Annotated in this window: 24 protein-coding genes; 10 read left to right on the top strand and 14 right to left on the bottom strand. The window is 58.2% G+C overall.

The window, feature by feature from the left end; all coding sequences use genetic code 11:
- Nucleotides 1-94 precede the first annotated feature (94 nt).
- Both MHI24_RS18635 and MHI24_RS18630 read right to left on the bottom strand, forming a co-directional pair.
- Nucleotides 95-1,123: a LacI family DNA-binding transcriptional regulator gene (locus tag MHI24_RS18635; protein WP_340021021.1), complete on the bottom strand. Its 1,029-nt coding sequence runs from the start codon at nt 1,121-1,123 to the stop codon at nt 95-97.
- 52 nt (nt 1,124-1,175) lie between these two features.
- Complete coding sequence (locus MHI24_RS18630; protein WP_340021020.1) at nt 1,176-1,622, bottom strand: hypothetical protein; 447 nt, start codon at nt 1,620-1,622, stop codon at nt 1,176-1,178.
- Nucleotides 1,623-1,895: 273 nt separating this feature from the next.
- On the opposite strand from MHI24_RS18630, the gene MHI24_RS18625 reads away from it, so the two are divergent.
- The gene (locus MHI24_RS18625; protein WP_340021019.1) at nt 1,896-2,750 is read left to right on the top strand and encodes an HNH endonuclease; all 855 of its coding nucleotides are present in this window, start codon (nt 1,896-1,898) and stop codon (nt 2,748-2,750) included.
- 409 nt (nt 2,751-3,159) lie between these two features.
- Here MHI24_RS18625 and MHI24_RS18620 read toward each other — a convergent pair whose 3' ends face one another.
- Nucleotides 3,160-3,354 carry a YwbE family protein gene (locus MHI24_RS18620; RefSeq protein WP_238650784.1) on the bottom strand — a complete coding sequence of 65 codons (195 nt, stop codon included), beginning with the start codon at nt 3,352-3,354 and terminating at the stop codon, nt 3,160-3,162.
- Nucleotides 3,355-3,422: 68 nt separating this feature from the next.
- On the opposite strand from MHI24_RS18620, the gene MHI24_RS18615 reads away from it, so the two are divergent.
- Entirely contained in the window at nt 3,423-3,725 is a 303-nt protein-coding gene (locus MHI24_RS18615; RefSeq protein WP_340021018.1) for a hypothetical protein, read from the top strand.
- Between the two features lie 50 nt (nt 3,726-3,775).
- On the opposite strand, the gene sdaAA is transcribed toward MHI24_RS18615, so the two are convergent.
- From sdaAA to MHI24_RS18600, 3 genes are all read right to left on the bottom strand, one after another.
- Nucleotides 3,776-4,654 carry an L-serine ammonia-lyase, iron-sulfur-dependent, subunit alpha gene (gene sdaAA, locus MHI24_RS18610; protein WP_340021017.1) on the bottom strand — a complete coding sequence of 293 codons (879 nt, stop codon included), beginning with the start codon at nt 4,652-4,654 and terminating at the stop codon, nt 3,776-3,778.
- Nucleotides 4,651-5,361, bottom strand: a complete 711-nt coding sequence (gene sdaAB / locus MHI24_RS18605; protein WP_340021016.1) for an L-serine ammonia-lyase, iron-sulfur-dependent subunit beta — start codon at nt 5,359-5,361, stop codon at nt 4,651-4,653. Before sdaAB ends, sdaAA begins: the two co-directional genes overlap by 4 nt.
- Before the next feature lie 118 nt (nt 5,362-5,479).
- A complete protein-coding gene (locus MHI24_RS18600) occupies nt 5,480-5,899 on the bottom strand; it encodes a GNAT family N-acetyltransferase (protein WP_340021015.1) in 420 nt (139 codons plus the stop codon).
- A gap of 107 nt (nt 5,900-6,006) precedes the next feature.
- Between MHI24_RS18600 and MHI24_RS18595 the strand changes: the two genes are divergently transcribed.
- Both MHI24_RS18595 and MHI24_RS18590 read left to right on the top strand, forming a co-directional pair.
- Nucleotides 6,007-6,906 carry an SDR family oxidoreductase gene (locus MHI24_RS18595; RefSeq protein ID WP_340021014.1) on the top strand — a complete coding sequence of 300 codons (900 nt, stop codon included), beginning with the start codon at nt 6,007-6,009 and terminating at the stop codon, nt 6,904-6,906.
- A gap of 106 nt (nt 6,907-7,012) precedes the next feature.
- The gene (locus tag MHI24_RS18590) at nt 7,013-7,471 is read left to right on the top strand and encodes a hypothetical protein (RefSeq protein WP_340021013.1); all 459 of its coding nucleotides are present in this window, start codon (nt 7,013-7,015) and stop codon (nt 7,469-7,471) included.
- 90 nt (nt 7,472-7,561) lie between these two features.
- Here MHI24_RS18590 and MHI24_RS18585 read toward each other — a convergent pair whose 3' ends face one another.
- The 3 genes from MHI24_RS18585 to MHI24_RS18575 form a co-directional block, all read right to left on the bottom strand.
- Entirely contained in the window at nt 7,562-9,430 is a 1,869-nt protein-coding gene (locus tag MHI24_RS18585; protein ID WP_340021012.1) for an NAD(P)H-hydrate dehydratase, read from the bottom strand.
- 22 nt (nt 9,431-9,452) lie between these two features.
- Nucleotides 9,453-10,085, bottom strand: coding sequence for an NAD(P)H-binding protein (locus MHI24_RS18580; RefSeq protein WP_340021011.1), 633 nt, complete (start codon nt 10,083-10,085; stop codon nt 9,453-9,455).
- 62 nt (nt 10,086-10,147) lie between these two features.
- On the bottom strand, nt 10,148-10,561 hold the full coding sequence (locus tag MHI24_RS18575) for a GNAT family N-acetyltransferase (protein WP_340021010.1): 414 nt from the start codon (nt 10,559-10,561) through the stop codon (nt 10,148-10,150).
- A 240-nt stretch (nt 10,562-10,801) separates the two neighbouring features.
- On the opposite strand from MHI24_RS18575, the gene MHI24_RS18570 reads away from it, so the two are divergent.
- Nucleotides 10,802-11,110 carry a hypothetical protein gene (locus MHI24_RS18570; protein WP_340021009.1) on the top strand — a complete coding sequence of 103 codons (309 nt, stop codon included), beginning with the start codon at nt 10,802-10,804 and terminating at the stop codon, nt 11,108-11,110.
- Nucleotides 11,111-11,153: 43 nt separating this feature from the next.
- The gene (locus tag MHI24_RS18565; protein ID WP_340021008.1) at nt 11,154-11,612 is read left to right on the top strand and encodes a VOC family protein; all 459 of its coding nucleotides are present in this window, start codon (nt 11,154-11,156) and stop codon (nt 11,610-11,612) included.
- Between the two features lie 146 nt (nt 11,613-11,758).
- On the opposite strand, the gene MHI24_RS18560 is transcribed toward MHI24_RS18565, so the two are convergent.
- The 4 genes from MHI24_RS18560 to MHI24_RS18545 all read right to left on the bottom strand — a co-directional run bounded on the left by MHI24_RS18560 (nt 11,759) and on the right by MHI24_RS18545 (nt 15,002).
- Nucleotides 11,759-11,980 (bottom strand): YezD family protein, encoded by a 222-nt coding sequence (locus MHI24_RS18560; RefSeq protein ID WP_340021007.1) that lies wholly within the window; start codon nt 11,978-11,980, stop codon nt 11,759-11,761.
- Nucleotides 11,981-12,080: 100 nt separating this feature from the next.
- Complete coding sequence (gene cysW, locus MHI24_RS18555; protein WP_340021006.1) at nt 12,081-12,944, bottom strand: sulfate ABC transporter permease subunit CysW; 864 nt, start codon at nt 12,942-12,944, stop codon at nt 12,081-12,083.
- A 49-nt stretch (nt 12,945-12,993) separates the two neighbouring features.
- Nucleotides 12,994-13,842: a sulfate ABC transporter permease subunit CysT gene (cysT, locus tag MHI24_RS18550; RefSeq protein ID WP_340021005.1), complete on the bottom strand. Its 849-nt coding sequence runs from the start codon at nt 13,840-13,842 to the stop codon at nt 12,994-12,996.
- A gap of 41 nt (nt 13,843-13,883) precedes the next feature.
- Nucleotides 13,884-15,002 carry a sulfate ABC transporter substrate-binding protein gene (locus MHI24_RS18545; protein ID WP_340021004.1) on the bottom strand — a complete coding sequence of 373 codons (1,119 nt, stop codon included), beginning with the start codon at nt 15,000-15,002 and terminating at the stop codon, nt 13,884-13,886.
- Nucleotides 15,003-15,743: 741 nt separating this feature from the next.
- On the opposite strand from MHI24_RS18545, the gene MHI24_RS18540 reads away from it, so the two are divergent.
- Complete coding sequence (locus tag MHI24_RS18540) at nt 15,744-18,044, top strand: alpha/beta hydrolase (RefSeq protein ID WP_340021003.1); 2,301 nt, start codon at nt 15,744-15,746, stop codon at nt 18,042-18,044.
- 516 nt (nt 18,045-18,560) lie between these two features.
- On the opposite strand, the gene MHI24_RS18535 is transcribed toward MHI24_RS18540, so the two are convergent.
- Entirely contained in the window at nt 18,561-19,613 is a 1,053-nt protein-coding gene (locus MHI24_RS18535) for a lactonase family protein (RefSeq protein WP_340021002.1), read from the bottom strand.
- A 207-nt stretch (nt 19,614-19,820) separates the two neighbouring features.
- On the opposite strand from MHI24_RS18535, the gene MHI24_RS18530 reads away from it, so the two are divergent.
- The 3 genes from MHI24_RS18530 to MHI24_RS18520 all read left to right on the top strand — a co-directional run bounded on the left by MHI24_RS18530 (nt 19,821) and on the right by MHI24_RS18520 (nt 22,030).
- Nucleotides 19,821-20,081 carry a GlsB/YeaQ/YmgE family stress response membrane protein gene (locus MHI24_RS18530; RefSeq protein ID WP_340021001.1) on the top strand — a complete coding sequence of 87 codons (261 nt, stop codon included), beginning with the start codon at nt 19,821-19,823 and terminating at the stop codon, nt 20,079-20,081.
- A gap of 166 nt (nt 20,082-20,247) precedes the next feature.
- Nucleotides 20,248-20,748, top strand: a complete 501-nt coding sequence (locus MHI24_RS18525) for a cytochrome c biogenesis protein CcdC (protein WP_340026725.1) — start codon at nt 20,248-20,250, stop codon at nt 20,746-20,748.
- 319 nt (nt 20,749-21,067) lie between these two features.
- A complete protein-coding gene (locus tag MHI24_RS18520; RefSeq protein WP_340021000.1) occupies nt 21,068-22,030 on the top strand; it encodes an L-lactate dehydrogenase in 963 nt (320 codons plus the stop codon).
- Nucleotides 22,031-22,035: the final 5 nt, after the last annotated feature.

Below are 22,035 nucleotides of genomic sequence, written 5' to 3'. Positions count from 1 at the left end.
TTATGATTTGGCCAGCAAAATCAAAAACGAAAGAAATCGAAACCGGTTTCGATTCGACTGAAAAAAAAGGCACTCCCGCACGCGGACACACTTCTCAGGATGGACCCGGAGGTGCACAGGAATCCCTAACAACAATCTCCACAGGCAGCACTACGGCTTCCTGCTCCCGGCTTGCCCGCGTACCGTTTCCGTTCATGGAGGCCAGCAGCAGCTCCGCCGCACGGGTGCCGAGCAGCCCGGTATCCTGGCGGACCGTGGTCAGCGCAGGGGTAACATAGCCGGCAAGCTCAATGTCATCATAACCCATCACAGATACATCCTCCGGCACCTTCAGCCCCAGATCCTTGGCAGCCATCACCGCGCCGAGCGCCAGCAGGTCCCCTGAGGCAAACACAGCGGTTGGCCGCTGCGGCAGCTCCATTAGCTGCTTCATGGCACCGTAACCGCTCTCCAGAGAGTAATACGCACCCACGGTAACATATTCCTCCGGCACCTCAAAGCCCAGTTGCTTCATGGCCGTTCTGTACCCGAGCTCCCGCTGCTCCCCCGGATAGGTGTTGCCGCCACCCGAGATATGGGCGATTCTGCGGTGTCCAAGCTGAGCCAGATATTCAACAGCCTGCCGCGCACCATTCATGTTATCCGAGCAGACCGTATGGGACAGCGCCGTCTCGAAATCAAGGACAACCGTAGGGATATCACTCTCCAGCAGCTCCCGGAAATACGGGTCTTCATAATCCGAGAGGAACACCACCACGCCATCCACGCCGCGAATCCGGCAGTTCTCCAGATAGCCGCTTCTCTTGCCGCCGACATCCTTCGAGATGAACATCAGGGCGTAGCCCTCCGCTACGGCAACCTGCTTGAAGCTCTCAATCACCGCGCTGAAAAAAGGATGCCGGATGCCCGCCCCCGTATTCTCCACAAACAGCACACCGATGGTCCACGACTTCTTGGTCGTCAGTGTACGTGCATGGGCGTTGGGCAGATAACCCATCTCCTGGGCGGTGCGCAGAATCTCCTGGCGCGTCTTCTCCCGCACATCAGAATAGTTATTGAACGCCTTGGACACTGTGGTTGGTGAGTAACCGGTCCTTTTGGCAATATCGTATATTGTGGTCATTTCCGGTTCACCCCCGCCGCTTAATGAAAGCCCTTTAATGTTCACTGCCATTCTAACGTCTTTCGCCACGGCCGTCCAGCACAAAATATCGCTGTACCCCAGGCAGCAGTGTAAGGATCTGGATCAGGAGCCCCAGAGACATATAGATCACATGGGTGATGTTGACCATATTCCACAAATAAGTCTGAACCATAATCCAGATCACCTGCCCGAAGCCGATATAGAGTGAGAAGCTCCATGAGGCATGAAGCTCCTTGAATGGGGTCAGCGCGTATGCCCGCTTCCACGGCGGCTGCTTATGCAGGCCGTACATTACAGCAAGCGGGAACAGGCCGAATACAACCAGCAGCAAGAGGCCCGGGATCAGAAAGCTGCCAAACGGCGATCTGACCATTCCCGAGGCCGGCATTCCCATTAATTCTCCGCTGGGATCAGCCAGCAGGGACAGCCCGCCGCCTATGGCCCCCAAACTCAGAAATGCCAGAAGCACGTATAACATGATTACAGCACCAGGCTTTTTTTGGGCAGACTCCATTCCGGTTCCCCATTTCAGGCTGATTCCAGCGATTATTGTGGATCAGCGCCTAAGTTTGATTTGATTGTACCGTTTTCCCCTCATGTCTGCCGGGAAGGATGTCACACCCGCTTGAAAATCCCCGGTACGCTATACCGGTTGTGTGAATGCCTGCGCTTTACGCTATACTAGTAACAAATCATGAATCCGCAGCGCAGGAAGCAGTATAACTATTTATCTCTCAAAATACAGAAGGGATTGGACAGGTACGGCGTAATGCCGCTTCTGCCGAATACACTTATGACCGAAATCATTTCACCTCCATCCAAAAAATGCGCTTATTGCCATCAGCTGAAGCCGCTCTCCGAATTCCGCAGACGCACCGGCAAACGCTCCAAGGGAGCATCCCGGCGCGGAGCCTGCCGGGCCTGCCGCAAGCTCCGCGAGGCGGCCGCGGCTGCGGCGGCAGCCGTACCCGGCCCGCCGGTGCATCCAAGCTCCGCGCCGGCGCTGCCGGAACGCCCGGCCGGGCCGGGTCCGGCCAAGCGGGACAAGGCGCTGGCCTCTGTCTCCGGAGCCGCAGGCGCAGCTCCGGCCAAGCCGCCAGGCAGCCAGCCCCGTCCGCCCGGCAGGGGCAGTGCTCCAGCTTCGGGAGCCAAAGGCCCGAAGGGCAAGGGCCGTTCCCGCAGCGCTGCCGAGACAGGCCGCAGCCTGCCGCCGCAGCGCGGGCCGAAGCCTGATCCGCAGGATGCTTCCGCCCTGGTGCCTTCAGCCAAGGGCATGATTCTGATGCGCGGGCACAGCGACAAGGGACGCCGCTGGCATCAGGAGATCGATCTGGAGCTTGCCGTAACGCTGGTCAAGGAGCATGCAGCGGTCGTGGTGAACCGGCGGACCATCCGCCGCCTGTTCAGCAACAAGGACTTCCGGGCCTACATTCTGAACAGGGACAACTACACCTGTTACTTCTGCGGCCTGTACGGGGATACGATCGACCATCTGCTCCCCCGGGCCAAGGGCGGGCATACCACGCCCGACAACTGTGTCTGCGCCTGTAATCTGTGCAACCAGACCAAAGCCGACCAGTCGCTTGAGCAATTCCTGGGGCGGTAACCTTGGCTGGTAACTGAAAGCCCAGTTCATGCGAGGCTTAATTCATGCGGTCCGACGGCCGCCTATTGCGCGCCAACGCACCAGCACATTGTGTTCGGTTTTTAGCATACATTTGGCCCACACGCCAACGTACCAGCACATTGTGTTCGGTTTTTCGCATACATTCGGCCCGCACGCCAACGTACCGCGTATTGTGTTCGGTTTTTCGCATACATTCGGCCCGCACGCCAACGTACCGCGCATTGTGTTCGGTTTTTCGCATACATTCAGCCTGCACGCCAACGTACCGCGTATTGTGTCCGGTTTTTCGCATACATTCGGCCTGCGCCCGTTGAAATCAAAAAACGCCCTGGCCGGGGCTGTCCAATCCGGCAGCCCTGCCATGGCGTTTCCTGCAAACGAACCCGCTTCAGCCGATGATATTCTTGACCCGTCCGACCTGCCCGTCAGCAAGCCGCACCTTGATGCCGTGCGGGTGGCGGGGCGAGTTCGTCAGAATGTCCTTCACCGTGCCCTGTGTGAGCTTGCCGGTTGCCTGGTCCTGCTTCAGTACGATCTCGACCTGAAGCCCGGAACGGATATCGGCTCTGACTTGCCCGTTCATATGCTTCTCCCCCTTCCGGGTAAATTGAATATAATAATTCCACTATGATGAATAAGGATGAGACAGCTATGGCCTTTGGAATTAACCGGACCGAATTAGCCCGCTGGAAGCAGGCGGTTGCCGCAGGAGAGATTGCCTTCCTGACCCATTACTGGATTGATGAACGCTTCCCCGGGATCACAACTGTTACCAAGGTAGGCTGCAGTGATCTGCCGCGCCTGCGGGAATGGTGCAGGAAGCATGGCCTTCCGGCACAGTATATCCATAACCGTGAGCCGTTCCCCCACTTTGACCTCTTGGGACCGAAGCAGGCGGAAATTCTCCGGCAGGAGGGGCTGTGGGATCAGCTTGAACGCTTCCGTATGCTCTAACCGGGTCAGAGTAGAGTACCGTCCGGGCCTGAAGCCCTTAGTTACCTTAGTTACTTGGGCTTCCGCAGATCCTTCATAATCCGGCGGCCGGTCGGCGTCTGCGCCAGCCCGCCCCCGGCAGTCTCGCGGTGCTTCTCAGGCATGGCAGAGCCAACCTCCAGCATCACCTTGATGACCTCATCGGAAGGGATGACGCTGCGCACGCCGGCCAGCGCCATATCCGCCGCCGCAAGCGCCGTAACGGCACCGAAGCCGTTGCGCACGATGCAGGGAATCTCCACCAGCCCGCCTACGGGATCGCAGATCAGTCCCAGGGTGTTCTTCAGCGCAAGGCCTACAGCATGTACCGCCTGTGCCGGCGTTCCGCCGCGCATCTCAGTCAGCGCCCCCGCCGCCATGCCGATGGCCGAGCCTACCTCGGCCTGGCAGCCGCCCTCCGCTCCCGAGACGAAGGAGTTGTTCGCAATTACATAGCCGATCGCCCCGGCGGCGAACAGCCCGGACACCATGTAATCATCCTCCCAGCCGAAGCGCTCCTGGCAGCTTAGGAATACGCCGGGAATGATGCCGCAGGACCCTGCCGTCGGAGTGGCAATAATCCGGCCCATCGAGGCGTTCACCTCGGAGACGGCCAGGGCATACGCCATCGCCCGGCCGGCCGGGCCGCCGAGACTAGGCTCATCCGCCGCATTATAAGCCGCCACCCGCTGGGCGTCCAGGCCGGTCAGTCCGCTGCGCGAGGTGGTGTCCTCGGTCATACCGCGGTGGACCGCCTCTTTCATCACGCCGTAATACTCGCGCATTGTCGCGAATTCCTGCTCCTTGGAGCGCCCGGATTCCGCGCTCTGCTCCTCCAGCATCAGCGCGCCGATGCCGAGTCCGCGCTCCCCGCATAATACAGCTAATTCGCTGAGTGTTTGAAAATTCATGATGTGATGTCCTTCCCCTTCTGATCTTGTACCTTCTCGTTCAAATCAACCACCTTGACCGTCTTCACGGCAGGCAGCGCCCGCAGATTCTGCAGCAGCTCACCGGTGGCCGCCTCGTCCAGCTCCAGCACTGTAAGTGCGGCTCCGCTGCGGTTTTTCCGGTCCAGCGACATATGCCCGATGTTGAACTGCCCTGTCCGCATAACATCTGTAACACTGGCCAGCACACCCAGATAGTCCATATGCTGAATCAGCACGGTCGGGTACATGCCGGTCAGCTTCACACTGAAGCCGTCAATATCTACAATCTCAATATTCCCCCCGCCGATCGAGGTGCCGGTAAGCGTCAGCTCGGTCCCGTTCTCACTGCCGACCAGACGCAGGCGGACCGTGTTGGGATGCGGGAACAGACCCGTTCCCTGCCCGAAGGTGACCTCCATTCCGGCCTCCGCTGCAAGCTCGATAGAATCCGGCAGCCTGGGGTCGTCGGTGGCGAAGTCCAGCAGTCCTCCGGCAATCGCCCGGTCCGTCCCGTGTCCCTGATAGGTAGCGGCAAAAGAGCCGAAGAAAGTAACCTCCGCCTCCCGGGGCAATTCCCCCAGCACCTGTCTGGCCGCTCTGCCGATCCGGGCCGCCCCTGCCGTATGCGAGCTGGAAGGCCCGACCATCGCCGGACCAATAATTGAGAACACATCTTTAAACCGCATCGTTATACGTCTCCCGCTATCCATATTGGGCAATGCACATGGAATGATGCCTTCCTGCACAGCTCCTATATATTATACTGCTTCCGCAGTAAAGCTACACTATCACACCGGTTGTCACCTATCGGCTGTCCCGGGAGAACAGCACCAGACCGTCCCGCTCCTGCCAGCCAATGCTGGTCCAGAAGCTGCGCCCCAGGCCGTTTCCCTGTATTACCATCAAGTGGCATTTCATAATGCCTTCCTCCCGCAGCCGCTCCAGGCAGCGCTTGACCAGCTCGCGTCCGGCCCCCTGGCCCCGGCTGCCGCTGCTGACGGCGACATGGTACATAAAGCCTCTGCGCCCGTCATGCCCGCACATCGCCGTGCCCGCAAGGGTGCCGTCTTCCTCTATGCACACTTGGCTGATTCCCGGATTGCGCTCCAGGTAACGGAGAATCTCTTCGCGGGAGTCGGCCTCGCTGAGGCCCATCCCGGTGGTATTTTCCCATAAGTGATACGCTGCTTCATAATCCTCTGCTGTCATAGCTCTGTATAGCATGTATTCTCTCCCATTCTTTGTCTTGTGTATGTAACGGGGCGGCGCACCCTTCCCTGGGCTCATGCATACCATTATACGAAAGAGCCCATAGGCAAGGAGGATCACCCATGAATCCCGTGTACCCCTATTACGGTGAAAAGACGGTCTGCCGCGTGCAGCCAGTCGCTTTCCCGCCCCAGCACCAGGACCGCCAGCCCGGGCTAGAGAGCCTGATGCAGCCGCCCCCCATCAGCGAGCAGCGTGAAGACCACCGCAATGGACGCCTTCAAGGCCAAACCGCGCTCATCACCGGCGGCGACAGCGGGATCGGAAGGGCGGCGGCGCTCGCTTTTGCCAGGGAAGGGGCGGATATTGCCATCGCGTACCTGGACGAAGTCTCTGATGCTGCCGACACGCAGCGGCGGATTGAAGCGCTTGGACGGCGCTGCCTGCGGATCGAGACCGACCTGCGCCACAAGGCTAACTGCTTCCAGGCCGTCGGGCATACCGTGCAGACCTTCGGCAAGCTGGACATCCTGGTCAATAACCATGGCGTTCAATATCCGCAGAAGAGCATCCTGGATATTTCAGAGGAGCAGCTTTATCAGACGTACCGGACGAACATTTTCCCGTTCTTTTTCCTGACCCAGGCTGCTCTTCCGCATCTGCGCCGGGGAAGCTGTATCATCAATACCGCCTCCATCACCGCTTACCGGGGCCACAAGGAACTGATCGACTATTCCTCCACCAAAGGGGCCATCGTCTCCTTCACCCGCTCTCTGGCCCTCTCGCTCGCAGACAGCGGAATCCGCGTTAACAGCGTCGCTCCCGGTCCGGTATGGACCCCGCTGATCCCGGCCAGCTTCTCTGCGGAGGAGGTCAGTGTCTTCGGGACAGAGACTCCGTTCAAGCGGGCGGCGCAGCCCTATGAGCTGGCAGGAGCCTATGTCTACCTCGCCAGCAGTGATGCTTCGTATGTAACCGGCACCTGTATTCATGTGAACGGCGGGGATATGGTGACCAGTTAGGCCCGGCCGCTGCATGCAGTCCTGCACCGTGTCTCACATCCGCTGCCGGCATGACCTGGTTCAAACCAGCCCGACTCATCTCTCTCCCTGAAAGGATGGTTAGCCAATGATTCAACATAAGGATTACAACCTGCCCTCCTCTGTCCGTCTGAACGCGGGCATGTACGCCCTGACCAAGCTGGCCGCCGCCGGATTGACCTTCATTCTGGTCTCCCTGTTCCTGCTGCTCCATGGTTATGAGGACGGCATTCCGGCAGGCTGGCCGGTCTCGGTTCCGTATGCCATCTACGCCTACAGCCTGCCCGCTGCCATTGTGGCCGATGCGCTGCTGCGCCTGTTCCGCTCCACCTCGCTCAGCCCGGCACTCGCTCTGTATGCCGTGGCCGGTTATGGCGCGGGCCTGTGGCTGGCTTCGGAGCAGGGCGGCGACGCCCTGGCCTCCGGCCTGACCGGACTCGCCGTGCTCCTGGTGTTCCGCCTGGCCCAGATCGCCGGCGAACGTTATCCGCTGCTGCTGCCGCTCTTCGCCTTGTTCATCCCGCTGCTCTGCCTGGTTGTGGTCTGATTCAGCGGCAGGGATGCAGGCGGGCAGGAGTTACGGCACAGGATTACCTCGGTTGGACAGTCTGGCCGTAGGCGGCGAATTCAGAGGTAATTACAGCGCGTCTATAATATCTCCGGCGATCAGCGCGGCGGGATGCTCCCGCTTGCGGGCGGCGCGTTCCCCGGCCAGCCCGTGCAGGTAGACACCGAACGCAGCCGCTTGTGCAGCGTCCAGCCCCTGGGCCAGCAGGCCGGCGATCATTCCGGTCAGCACATCACCTGCGCCGCCGGTGCCCATTCCCGGATGCCCCGTGATGTTAATATACGCCCGTCCTTCGGGCGTAGCAATCACCGTATGGGCACCCTTCAGCACCAGGGCCACCCCATGCTCTACAGCGTAAGACAGCGCCAGCCCGATCCGGTCCCGCTGTACCTCCGCCGTAGAGATTCCTGCCAGGCGGGCCATTTCTCCCGGATGCGGGGTCAGAATGACCGGGTGGCGGCGGCTCCAGGAGCTGTAATCGGCATCTGCCAGTATATTCAGTGCATCCGCATCCACAATGAGAGGAAGCTCAGTCCCCTCCCATAGTCTGCGGAGCCACTCCGTTTCCCCTTTGAACCGGCCCAGTCCCGGGCCGAGTGCCAGACAATCGCGGCTGGCACTCAGCCGCAGCACTTCGGCCTCCGTACCGGCCATCCACTCCCCGCTGCCCCCGGATACCGGGGCCAGCATCAGCTCCGGTGCGGCGCCGATGACATAGGGCAACAGCCCCTCCGGCAGCGCCCAGGTGACCAGCCCGCAGCCGGCGCGCAGCGCAGCGCGGGCAGACAGCAGCCCGGCGCCGCTCATGCGCAGGCTGCCTGCGGCCAGCAGGACATGCCCGTAGGTGCCTTTGTGGCCCTCGGGCGAACGGCGGCGCGACACATCCACCTGGAGCTGTGTGCGCAGAACCTCCGGCGTCAGCAGGCTGGCCGGGACGCCGCTCTCCCGGGCCAGAGCAGCGGGGATGCCGATGGAGCGGACCACCACCTGCCCGGCGGCCCCCGCGCCGGGATATTGCACCAGCCCGCGCTTGAGGAACGCGAGGCAGACGGTCACTGCCGCATGAATGCACGGCTCATGCGTCTGCCCTGTGTCCGCGTCCAGCCCGCTGGGGATATCCGCGGACACGACCGGTCTGCCGCTGGCGTTCGCTGCGGCAATCAGCTCCGCATAGGCACCGCGCGGGGCGCCCGCGCTGCCGGTGCCAAGCAGCGCATCGACGATGCCGCTGCAGGCCGTGAAATCCACGGCCTCCCTGCCCCAGACGGCGGCAGGGAGGCCCAGGGCTGCAGCGGCATCCCGCTGCAGTGCGGCTTCGCCGGCCAGCGACTCCGGCGCGGCCGCGTACACCAGCGTGACGGCGATGCCGGCCTCACGCAGGTGCCTGGCGGCGGCGAGGCCATCGCCGCCGTTGTTGCCTTTGCCGGCGAGGACGAGCCAGTGCTCTCCGCCGGCGGCAGGCAGCGTCAGCGCCGCATCCGCGCTGACCGAGAAACCCCGCGCAGCGCCATCGGCCTGCATGGGCACTCCCGCTCCGCCCCACTCCGCTCTGCCGTCCTCGGCTATTCCGCTGGTCATCCCAGCTCCAAGCTGCGCTCCGCCGCTAACGCCTCCGCCTGTCTGCCCGGGTACTCCCGCTCTGTCGCCCTCGGCCAGTCCGCCTGCTGCTCCCGCTCCACGCAGTGCTCCACCCTCACCGGCCATTCCGCCTACTGCTCCCGCTCCACGCAGTGCTCCTCCCTCACCGGCCATTCCGCCTACTGCCCCCGCTCCACGCAGTGCTCCGCCTGCCAGCACCCCACGCCGCTTGCAAAAAGCAATAACCTCCTCGGCAATGGCCCGGCCGGCGTTCTCCATCAGCGCGATGGCCGGTATGCCCAGCCGCTCTATGGTCTCACGGTCCAAGGCCCGCATCTGCTCCGCTGTCACCACATCCATTAGCTCCAGCCTCCTTAGATAGCTAGTAGCCCACAGTGAACCGGGCTCTGCTGAAATTCCCTTCCTCCAGTTCGTCCACAACCGCTACTGCAAAGTCCTCAATGCTGATGCTGCTCCGGCCGTCCTCATCCACAATCAGCCGGTCCAGACCGATACGGAACTGGCCGGTACGGCGTCCGGCAATCAGCGCCGACGGCGGACTTAGATACGTATAATCCAGCTCCGAGCCGCTGTAAATCTCGTACGCATGGGCATGAGCCGCAGCAAGCGCCCGGAAGGACTCCGGGAACCCGGCAGTATCCATCAGCCACTCTCCCGATTCCGTCTTTAGGCTGCCTGCGCCGCCAACCACGATCAGCCGCTCCACTCCGGCAGTTCTCAGCCCTTCAAGCAGCGATTCCGCCGCCTTGAGCAGATCATTCTCCTGCCCGGCCGCCGGGCCGAACGCACTGATGACCTCGCCGTGTCCGCGCACAGCCGCTGCAACAGAAGCGGGGTCCAGAACATCAGCAGCGACCACCTGCAGCCGTTCATGCTGAATAGCGAAGGCCTCCGGCCTGCGTACCGCTGCGGTGACGTCATGTTTTCTGCGCAGAGCCTCCTCGACAATGGCACTCCCCACTCTGCCGGATGCTCCAAAAACTACAATATCCATGCTATCCCGCCTCACTTTCCTGTTTCCTGTAGTATTTCAATCATAGTCGTGCTTCATGCCGCTTAGCGCGGCAGGTACATTCCCTGTGAAGCGGGCATGACCGGCTTGAACCCGAACTGGGCATACAGCCGGGCCGCCTCTCCGTCAGCGATAAGACTGATATACGCTCGCTCCGGCACCTGCTCCAGGAATGCGCGGATTTCGCGCATAATGATTTTGCCCAGACCCCGCCCCTGACAGGAAGGCTTCACCGCAATATCCGTCACCTGATAGAAGCAGCCCCCATCACCGATTACCCGCCCCATGCCGACCAGTAACCCCTGTTCATAGAGCGTCACTGCAAACATCGAGTTAGGCAGTCCTACCGCCGCTCCCTCTGCACTCATCGGACTAAGCCCGGCTTCCTCCCGCAGGGCCAGATAATCCTTAATCGCTGGCACCTCATGCCGTACCTCCGGCTGTGCCGAATGGTTCATGTCAAGTTTCCTCCTCATCTTCCGCTATCTCATACCAATATAAAGGACCCTAAGTGTCCAGGCAAGAAGCGTCCAACCTCCCCGAAAAATGAAACGTCCTCCCCGCACCTTCGTACAATTAGTCAGAAACACAGCTTACAACTGCATCTGCTGCCGCTCAGCGGGTTATTCTTAACCCCTCTCCTTGGGTAAACTGTGGATAGACAATAGCTTGACTACTAAAGAAGGTTGGTGAAAAGAATGTCGCCTGTAGGAAAATTATTTAAATGGGGAACCTTTGCTTACGAGGCGTTTCTGGCCCTGCCGGTCATCGGCGGAACGTTTGTGCTTGCGAATGCGTGGGCACCGCTCGGGATCGCGTTTCTGCTTCATGCGGTAGCGATTATCATTATGCTGCGGGAGGGCGGCTCCATCATCGGCAACGCTGTCGGGGTGATCACCTCGCTGGTGGCCTGGATTCCTTTTATCGGCTGGTTCATGCACGCCATTACGGCCCTTATCCTTCTGGTGGAAGGGATCAGCGGATCACGGCGCAACACACGCTACTAAGGGCACTCTCACTAATAGCTAAACAAAGAAAGGAATTTACATTATGATTAAAGGATTATATGAGGCACATCTCCCCGTTTCCAACTTGGAAGCATCCATTGAATTCTATCAGAAGCTCGGACTGAAATTTGCCTGGCGCGATGAAGATACCGCCTTTTTCTGGATTGTCGAGGGCCGGAGCTGGGTCGGACTTTGGGAAGGCAAGGAGGTAGAGACCCCATATCATCCTTCTCTGAGACATATTGCCTTTGAGGTTACTTATGAAGATCTCAAGCATTCGCTTGCCTGGCTGAATTCTATCCAGATTGAGGCTGTTCCTTTCGGGAGCAGGACCACGGTTGAACCCTTTGTCCGCCCCAATCAGGGCAATGCCTCCGTGTACTTCAATGATCCCGACGGCAACAGTCTGGAGCTGATGTGTTATGTAGAGGTTCCCGAGAAGCTGAAGACGGTCACAACCAAGCTGTCGTTTGAGGAATGGGAGCGCATGTGCTCGTTGTGAGCAGCCACATTTTCTGTATACGCAAAAAGACCTCCGATTGGCTCCCCAATCGAAGGTCTTAGATAAGAAATTATATGTTTTGGGATCCCCGCAAAGTACCTGAGTCATCACCTACGCTAATGCCCCACTTTGTGGGGTTATTTTATCTATCCCCGCCCCCCGGAGCGGATATCGGTCCGCCGGCTTCCGGTCTCCCCGCTGTTGCGGGCATTCGCGGAGCTGTTCTCGAAGCGCTTGCGCTCCGTGCGCTCCATTTGTACGATTTGGCCCTCGTGCACCACGATGTGCAATGAACCGAATTCCATATCGTCGAGATGCTCTCTGATCCGTGCCAGCCATACCTCATCCACCTTCAGCGGTTTTGCCATTTGAAAGGCCTCCCTTTCCCCGGACTTGGGCAATTTCAGTAAATAACCATTTAACCGACACGTTTACTATGAATTAACTTAGCACGGCCCCCGGTAGCTGTCAATGAGCATTTTGGCGGACTAGCAAGCTTTTTACAATCATCGTCACCAGCGCCAGCAGCAGCAGCAGCGAGGCCACGGCAAAAGAGGCTGAGAACTGATATTCGTTATACAAAATTTCGACATGCAGCGGCAAAGTATTCGTCTCTCCCCGGATATGTCCGGACACAACTGACACCGCACCGAACTCGCCCATGGCCCGCGCGTTGCAGAGAATAATGCCGTACAGCAGCCCCCACTTGATATTGGGCAGCGTCACGCGCCAGAAGATCTGCCAGCTATGCGCCCCCAGCGTGATGGCGGCCTCCTCCTCCCGGGTGCCTTGATCCTCCATCAGCGGAATCAGCTCGCGGGCCACGAACGGAAAGGTAATGAACAGCGTAGCCAGGATGATCCCCGGCAGGGCAAACACAATTTTGATCCCATGGTCGCTTAACCACGGGCCGAACCAGCCATGCGAGCCGAATACCAGAATGAAGATCAGCCCCCCAATGACCGGAGATACGGCAAAAGGCAGGTCGATCAGCGTGATCAGAAAGCCCTTGCCGCGAAACCGGAACTTGGTGACGGCCCATGCCGCCGCTACGCCAAAGACCGTATTCAGCGGCACGGTAATGACCGCTACCAGCAGAGTCAGCTTCAGCGCCGAGGCAGCATCCGGATCAGTCAGTGCAGCCCAGTAGACATCCAGCCCCCGCTTCAGCGACTCCACCAGCACAATGGTCAGCGGCAGCACAATCAGCCAGAGCATAACCAGCCCGGCCAGGGAGATGAGCAGCCACTTCACTGCCCGGGACTCTGTCGCCGGAGAGGCTGAAGCTCTTGTCCCCGGCCCGGAAACGCGTAAGGGAACCGTACCGGCCATAGTTATTCCTCCTAAAGTATGTGTGATAAAGGCCCGCTTCCTCCAAAGCTTAACGCGCGCTTTTCCGCACCCAGTGCTGGAGGGTGTTAATCACCAGCAGCAGCAGGAAGGAGAGCAGCAGCAGAATCAGGGCCACCGCGGTTGCTCCGGCATAATCGAACTGCTCCAGCTTCGACATGATCAGCAGCGGGGCAATCTCCGTGCGCATCGGCATATTGCCGGAGATGAACACGACGGAGCCATATTCGCCGATGCCCCGGGCGAGAGCCAGGGCGAAGCCGGTCAGCAGCGGAGGCAGCAGCTCCGGCAGAACGATCCGCAGGAAGGTTCTGCCGCGCCGGGCACCGAGCGTTGCCGCCGCCTCTTCCATATCCCGGTCCAGGTCCTCCAGCACCGGCTGCACCGTACGGACCACAAAAGGAATGCCGATAAACATCAGCGCCAGCGTAATCCCCAGCGGTGTGAACGCTATCTTGATGCCCAGCGGTGCAAGCAGGGAGCCGATCCAGCCGTTCTGGGCATAGAGTGCGGTCAGCGATACACCGGCTACGGCGGTCGGGAGGGCGAACGGCAGGTCGATCAGGGCGTCGAAAATTCTTTTGCCCGGAAATTCGTAACGCACCAGCACCCAGGCCAGCAGCAGCCCCAGGACGGCATCAATCAGGGCCGCTGCCGCCGCCGTGCTCAGACTGACGCGATAGGAAGCCAGAACTCGGGCATCTGTGGCTACCCCCCAGAATTTATCCCAGCTCAGCCCGGTTGAATTGAAGAGCAGCGCGGACAGCGGCAGCAGAACGACAAGGCTCAGATACAATATGCTGAAGCCCATTGTGATTCCGAACCCCGGCAGTAATCTGCGCCGCGGCCTTGCTTTTACAGCAGCATTGATGACATTCATACGCCCGTTCATCCTCCTCCCGCCTTCGTCTTATGAGCCGATCAGCTTCCAGGCACGTAGATCTGGTCGAAGATTCCTCCGTCATTGAAGTGCTTCTCTTGAGTATCCTTCCAGGTGCCGAATTTATCCGCAAGCGTGAACAGCTTGATCTCCGGGAACTGGTCCTTGAATTGCTCCTTCACACTATCCAGCGTCGGGCGGTAGTAGTTCTCAGCTGCGATCTTCTGTCCTTCCTCGGAGTAGAGATATTTCAGATAGGCCTCCGCTACCTCGCGGGTCCCTCTTTTATCCACAACCTTGTCTACCACCGCTACCGGCGGCTCGGCCAGGATGCTCTCCGAAGGGTTCACGATCTCGAATTTGTCCGGTCCCAGCTCCTTGATCGACAGATAGGCCTCATTCTCCCAGGCGATTAGCACATCACCGATGCCGCGTTCCACGAAGGTAGTGGTAGAGCCGCGCGCCCCGGTGTCCAGTACAGGCACATGCTTGAACAGCTCCTGCACGAATTCCTTGGCTTTGGCTTCATCATTGTTATTATGGTCCAGCGCGTACCCCCAGGCAGCCAGGTAATTCCAGCGCGCACCGCCCGAAGTCTTGGGATTAGGGGTGATTACCTCTACTCCGTCCTTCAGCAGATCCGGCCAGTCCTTGATGCCCTTCGGGTTGCCTTTGCGTACAAGGAAGACGATGGTCGAGGTATAAGGGGAGCTGTTATGCTCGAATTTGCTCTGCCAGTCGGCGCCGATCAGCCCCGTCTCCTGAAGCGCATCAATGTCATATCCGAGCGCCAGCGTAACTACATCCGCTTCCAGTCCGTCCAGCACAGCACGGCTCTGCTTGCCTGATCCGCCATGCGACTGCTTCACGGTCACCTTCTGGCCGTGCTCCTGCTCCCAATAGGCGGCAAAAGCCTTATTATAGTTCTCATACAGCTCGCGTGTAGGATCATAGGATACATTAAGCAGTTCGACCGGCTCTTTGTTCGCTGCCTTCGTTGCCTCCGGTGCCGCCGAATCTGTAGCTGCCGCTGAGGCTGACGGCGCTTCTGTTGCCGCCCCCGCACTGTTCCCCGCGTTATTATTGCCGCAAGCTGCAAGCCCTGCCGTCAATACAAGCGCGAACCCGGTGATAAGCCCTTTTTTCATCCCTTTTCTCATCACATAACACTCCCCCATCTATAATATTTCGGTAAAAAAAGACGCAGGAAAGCCTGCCCACGGCAAGTCAAACCGGTCCTATAGACACGTGTCTGCTAGCCTGAAGCAGGCGTTCCTCCGTCTGTACGGTAAGAACTTATTCAATTATTCCTACCGACTTAGTAGGTTATGGGAATATAATACTGAAAGCTTCCCGTGCTGTCAAACCTTTTTTTCATAATGAAAAAACTTCTCTTACAGATATAGGATGCTAGTACACACTCAGGTGGCGTGGGGCAGATGTAACCGGTTTTTCGATTACATTTGCCCCGCATGCTATTGCGCGAGTCATTGTGGTCGGTTTTTCGATTACATTTGCTCCACGCACCCAGCGCGAGTCATAGTGATCGGTTTTTCGATTATATTTTGCCCACATGCCATTGCGCGAGTCATTGTGATCGGTTTTTCGATTACATTTGGCCCACGCACCCCCGCGCCTCCCATTGTAATCGGTTTTTCGATTACATTTGGCCCACACGCCCCCGCGCCACCCATTATGTTCGGTTTTCCGCATACATTCTCGGCACATCACCCGCATGATTTCGGAAGCTAACTGGCCGCTGTTCCTGTAAGACCCACTTGTCATTGGCGGCCCAAAGTAATATTATTGCTACATCTTATGGAACGAATTCAAATCACTTCAAGAAGTAGCTTCACAGGCGAAGAAGACTGCCAGATAATTCCTGGGAAGGGGGGATCAGCATGGGAATGGATTTGGAATATGCTCCCGCGCCGCAGAGACCGCGGCTGCACAGGCGTATTCTTAGAGGAATAGGCAGACGCATTACAGAGACCTACCGGTACGACACCACACTGTGGAGAATTGCGCTCAGCGGACCATGGATACTATGCATTCTGGCTTGTACGATCGCCGTTATGGGTATCCCTACGGGCCTCGGAAGCGCAGCGGACATGATCCTGGCAGCCGGGGCGGCAACGCTTGGAATGGCACTCGCGGGCAATCTTCTGGCCGTTCTGCTCTCCCTGACCGGCCTCCGCATTCCGCGGCTGTTCACAGGCTCTTGGCTAAGTGCCTTCGGCGGGGCGCTGCTTATTCTGTATTTCGGCGGACTGGAGCCTGAAGCCGCAGCGGTAATTGCAGGCATCGCCGCTCTGGCCAGTGCCATCGGCGGACTGGCGGCCGGGCTGGTCCGGACCCGCAGAAGCCTGACCGGCGGGCTGCTGGCGATGGTGCTTATGCTGTCTCCTTTTGCGCTGGCCTACGGATACGGGACAGAGAAGCCGCCGGACTACTTGCCTTCCCTTCAGTCGATAGCCGCAGCGGGCAAGGTGCAGCCTGCCATTGCTGCCGATCCTTCGGAGCCGGGAGAATATACCTTCCACTCCTTCACCTATGGCAGCGGCAAGGATATCCACCGCAAGGGTTATGGCGGCGAAGCGTCCCTGATCTCCGATTCCGTGGATGCCACGGATTATATCTCATCCTGGCCAAAGCTGCGGACGCTGTTCTGGGGATTCGATCCCGGTACGCTGCCGCTGAACGCCAGGGTATGGATGCCGGACGGAGACGGCCCTTATCCGCTGGTGCTTATGGTTCACGGCAATCATATGATGGAGGATTATTCGGAGAACGGCTACGCTTATCTTGGCGAATTGCTGGCCAGCCGGGGCTTCATCGCAGTCACACTGGACGAGAATTTCCTGAACTATTCGGCCTGGTCGGGCATCCCTGACAATGACTTCAAGGTGCGGACCTGGATGATCCTGAAGCATCTGCAGCAGATCGAACGATTTGCGGAGCAATCCGGCACCCCTTTTTACCACAAGGTTGACTATGACCATACTGCCCTGCTGGGCCATAGCCGCGGCGGCCAGGCTGTAGCCATGGCGGCGGATGCCACCCGCTGGTTCGCCGGTGATCCGGCACTGGAAGCTACCCGGAAGTTCAACATCACTTCTATAGTTGCTCTCGCGCCTACTGATAAAGGGATTGACAGCAAGCAGGCCACCCTGCGGGATGTGAGCTATCTGACGCTGCAGGGCGCACGCGACGGTGATGTGCATGACTTCTACGGGGACCGGCAATATATGCGCTCCTCCTATACCGGCAACACCGCTGCCTTCAAAAGCTCGCTCTACATCGCCGGTGCCAACCACAGCCAGTTCAACAGCGATTGGGGGCTCTATGACCAGACGCTGCCCGCCGGCCTGTTCCTGAAGCGCTCGCAGATTATAGACGGAGCGGAGCAGCGGCAGATTGCCAAGGTGTATGTCTCCGCATTTCTGGAGACGACCCTGCACGGCAAGGCGGAATACCGGCCGCTGTTCCGGGATTACCGCAGCGGGGCGCAGTGGCTGCCGGATACCGCCTACTATAACCGCTTCCAGAGCGGGGCGCATCTGACGGTGGCCGACTACGAGGAAGACCGCAAGCGTGATACCGTCCGGGGCGGTACGGCGAAAGCAGAAGGCCTGAAATGGAGCGAGGAGCAGGCCAAAGACCGCGAAGCGAACAACAAGCCCTCGTACGGCGTTCTGCTGGAGCGCAGCGGCAGTCCAGGCGGACAGCCGGAGGCCTCCGAAGCGGCCTACAGCATCACACTTAGCGAACCCTTCACCCGCACCCTTGCCGAGTCAGCGGCAGAAGGGCTGAGCTTCTCGCTGGCCAACCGGAATGGGGATGCAGAGGCTGATGAAGCGGCTCCCGCCCCGGAGGTCGAGGTGGAGCTGACGGACATCAATGACGCCGCAGCCAGGCTCCCCTTGGATGAGGCCGCCGATATTCTGCCGCTGCCGCAGACCGAGTTCACGGTTAGCCCGTGGCTGGAGGAGCGGATCATGGACGGCAAATTCGGAGACCGCTCGGAGGCCGTATTCCAAACCTATGAGCTGTCGTTCGAGCAGTTCCTGGAGGAAGAGCCTGCGCTTGATACCGGGAAGCTGACGGAGATCACCTTCTATCTGCAAGGGGAAGGCGACAAGATTATGCTGGATGATATCGGATTCTATGAACGGGAAAACTCCCTGGAGGGAGCACATTAACCGGCTATTATACAATTTTCAAGTGTTAATACAGATTACTCTGATCAGCATCAGGCAGCGGAATAATACACATGCACCTCATGGCTAACACGGGTAGTCTCCAGCGGGCGGCGAACAATGCGGTGTCGCTCAGGAGTGACAGGACTGGCGTAGGGTAACAGCACTCTTCGTACATTTAGCACAAACACCTTACGCCAGCATATTGTATTCGGTTTTTCGCATACATTCAGCACAAACACTCTTACACCAGCACATTCTATTCGGTTTTTCGCATACATTCAGCACAAACACCTTACGCCAGCACATTGTATTCGGTTTTTCGCATACATCTGGTCAACTTGCCAGTAGCGTCCCGAATATATTCGATTTTTCGCATACATTCAGCACAAACACCTTACGCCAGCACATTCTATTCGATTTTTCAAACACATTCGCAGCACTCGCCTGCATAGCTCCCCACAAATCAACAAAAAGCCCCCTCTCCGCCAACCGGCAGAGAGGGGGCTTCGTCATAGCCTAATCCAAAGCAACCAGACACACAGGTGACGGCACATCCAACTCGTTGCCGGTAGGAATCAGCCGGCCGGTCTCGCTGTCGATGCGGAAGGAGACAATATTGCCGCTGTTCTGGTTGGCAGCGAGCAGCATTCCGCCAATCAGGGCGAAATTGCGCGGGGTCCGTCCCCCGGAGATCACCCAGTCCTGTGCTTCCAGCAGACCTGTAGCGTTATCAACATGGAACAGGGCGATGCTGTCGTGCCCGCGGTTGGACACATACAGATAGCGTCCGCAAGGCGCTACATGGATGTCAGCAGCTGTGTCATCGCTTCCGGCGGTGTAGTGCTCCGGCAGGCTGCTGATGCTCTGCAATAGCTTCAAATCCCCCTCAGGCTCATCACTGGCGAATACGTTCACGGTATTGCTCAGTTCATTGACCAGATAGATCCATTGCCGGGAAGGATGCACCGCCAGATGGCGCGGCCCCGATCCCGGCGGCACCGCTACCTCGCGGTGTGTAACAAGCTTCCCGTCATCGACACGGTAGAATACAATCTGATCCAGTCCGAGATCACAGACCAGCACATGCTCTCCGGTCTGATCCGGGATGACCGAATGGGGATGCGGCGCATCCTGGCGGTCGCTGCGGATACCCGAGCCTTCATGCTTCACCTGGGAGGACATCTCCTGCAGCGACCCGTCCGGGTTCAGCGGGAACACATTGACATTGCCTCCCGTGTAGTTAGATACGAATATGTAATCATCCTGCGGAGCCACGGAGACATAACACGGCGCGCCGCCCCTGGTAGCCTGGCTGCCCAGAGAGCGAAGCGCCTGGCTGCCGGGATCAATGGCATAAGCATGAACCTTGCCTTCATCCAGTTCACTCACTGCATATAACATTGTACGCGAAGCATTAAGTGCCAGATAGGAGGGATTTTCAATGCCTGAAGTCCCGCCCAGCACCCTCATCTCCCCCGTCTCTTGGTCCAGTGCGCCGAGCAATATGGCTTTTTCCTTTTCCCCATTATATGTCCCTATATAGAACAATACTTCATTAGGCTGGTGCATGGCAGCGGCTCCTTCATTGTATATTGTTAAACTACTATAACATGTTTATGTACCCGTTCTCATATCAGGATTAAACAGCATAAATATGGACACAATAAAATACTAATTAGAGGCTGACGGCAATATTTTACACTTGGTTTAAATGCCGAACATGCGGTTAATAGTAACCATCGAAGACAACAAACACAAAAAAGGAGCTGAAGTACAATGAGTTTACTATGGATGTTGATTGTTGGTGGCGTAATTGGTTGGCTGGCCGGTCTGATTATGGGTAGAGATATTCCGGGCGGCATTATCGGCAACATTATCGCAGGTATTCTCGGTTCATGGCTTGGCGGAATGCTGCTGGGAAGCTGGGGACCTAAGGTCAGCGACTTCTACGTGTTCCCTTCATTGATCGGTGCTGTGGTTCTGATCTTCATCGTAAGCCTGATTATGCGTTCGGTTGGCGGACGTAGCCGTTCTTAAGACTAATGGCAGCCTTCGTACCTGAAGCTGCGGATATGATATTTGCTGAACAGACCCGCCGGGGATAGAACCTGGCGGGTCTGCTTGCGTGTGTATTCTGAAATGAATTCATTATCTGCTATAATGAAGAAATAAGTGATCCATATCACAGAGAGGAATGTGAATGATGGGCAATATCAATCCCTCCCTTTTGCATGTCGGCTCCACCGTAGGAGCTATATTTATGGCGCTCATGGTGATTTTTATCCGCCTGAAGGCCAGCGCCCGCCCGGTAACCATCCGCAAAATCTGGATTCCCCCGCTGGGTATGTCCACCGGCTTCGCCATGTTTGTCGTACCGGAGGTCCGTTTTCCCTGGTGGTGGGCGGTTACCGCATTTCTGGTCGGCTGGTTTATCTTCGCCTATCCGCTGATCCGCAGTACGAAGTTTGAAGAACGGGAGGGGCTGGTCTATGCCCAGCGCTCCAAGAGCTTCGCCTTCATCCTGCTGGGCCTGCTGCTGGTCCGCACCCTGCTTCATGAATTCATCAACCGGTATGTATCTGTTCCGCAATCCGGCGGTCTGTTCTTCATTCTGGCCTTCGGCATGATTCTCCACTGGAGATTGTTCATGTACCGGCACTATACCCGGATGCTTCCGGCCAAGACGGAGCTCCCGCAATCCTGAGCAGAGACAGGCCAGGATACATAACATACTCCGGAAAAAAGCATGATAGCAGTTGAAACTGCATCGTTATCCGCATGACATCACCTTCCCGAATGCCCGCGATCTGCATATTCTATATCAACAAGCCCGGAACAAGCTGACCCTTCATGTCAATTATGTCTAAATTGGTGAGGGGTCCAGCAGGTTTTTCCTGCCCAATGTCAGGTAACTTACAATGAGATCAGTTAGAATAGAAGCAACCACACAGGATTCCTGACAAGGTTGGATGGCCTTCCGAATACAGGACCGGGTATTACTATTAGAGAGCGGGGACAGGCAATTGAAAAGTAAATCAAGAAAAGTGGCGATCGTCGGCTCCGGCATGGTCGGCTCCAGCTGCGCCTATTCCATGGTGAATCAGGCCATCTGCGATGAGATTATGATGATTGACCGTACGTATGACCGCGCGATGGCCCAAGCGCTGGATCTTTCACACTGTATGGACTTCACCGGAACGCGCACCAAGGTCTATGCAGGCACCGCCAGCGACTGTGCAGGGATGGATGTTGTGATCCTGACGGCAGGGGCCAATCCCAAACCCGGGCAGACCCGGCTGGATGTGCTGGATGCCGCCGCTGTCATCACCCGGGAGATTATCACCGAGATTATGGACGGGGGCTTCGACGGCATCTTCGTTGTCGCTGCTAACCCTGTAGATATCGTTACCTATCTGGTATGGCAAATATCGGGCCTGCCGCGCCACCGGATTATCGGCACAGGCACCTCCATCGACTCCTCGCGGCTGAAAACCCTGCTGTCGGAGGTCTTCACCATTGACCCGCGCAGCGTCAACGGCTATGCGCTTGGCGAGCACGGGGAGTCCCAGTTCGTGGCCTGGTCCCATGTCACCATCGGCGGCAAGCCGCTGCTGCAGATTATGGAGCAGCACCGCGAGCGCTTCAGCACCCTGGATCTGGAGGATATCGCCCGCAAGACGAAGGATGCCGGGTGGGAGATTTTTACCCGTAAGGGCTCAACCCACTTCGGCATCGGCAGCGCACTGGCATATATCACACGTTCTATTCTGAATGACGAGCACAAAATCATCGCCGTATCCGCGATTCTGGATGGTGAATACGGGCAGCGCGGCGTCTGCGCCGGGGCACCGGCCATCATCGGCAGCGGCGGCATCCAGGAACTGCTGGAGCTGAACCTCAATGAAGCCGAGATGGCGAAGTTCGCCGCTTCCTGCGGCATTATCCGCAAGGGAATCGACAGCCTCAAGCTGGAGGAGAAGCTGTAGTCCGG

The sequence above is a fragment of the Paenibacillus sp. FSL K6-1096 genome, from assembly GCF_037977055.1.
Lineage (GTDB): Bacteria > Bacillota > Bacilli > Paenibacillales > Paenibacillaceae > Paenibacillus_AQ.
Note: the sequence above shows the minus strand (reverse complement) of the source record. Positions and strands in the feature narration are given on the sequence as shown.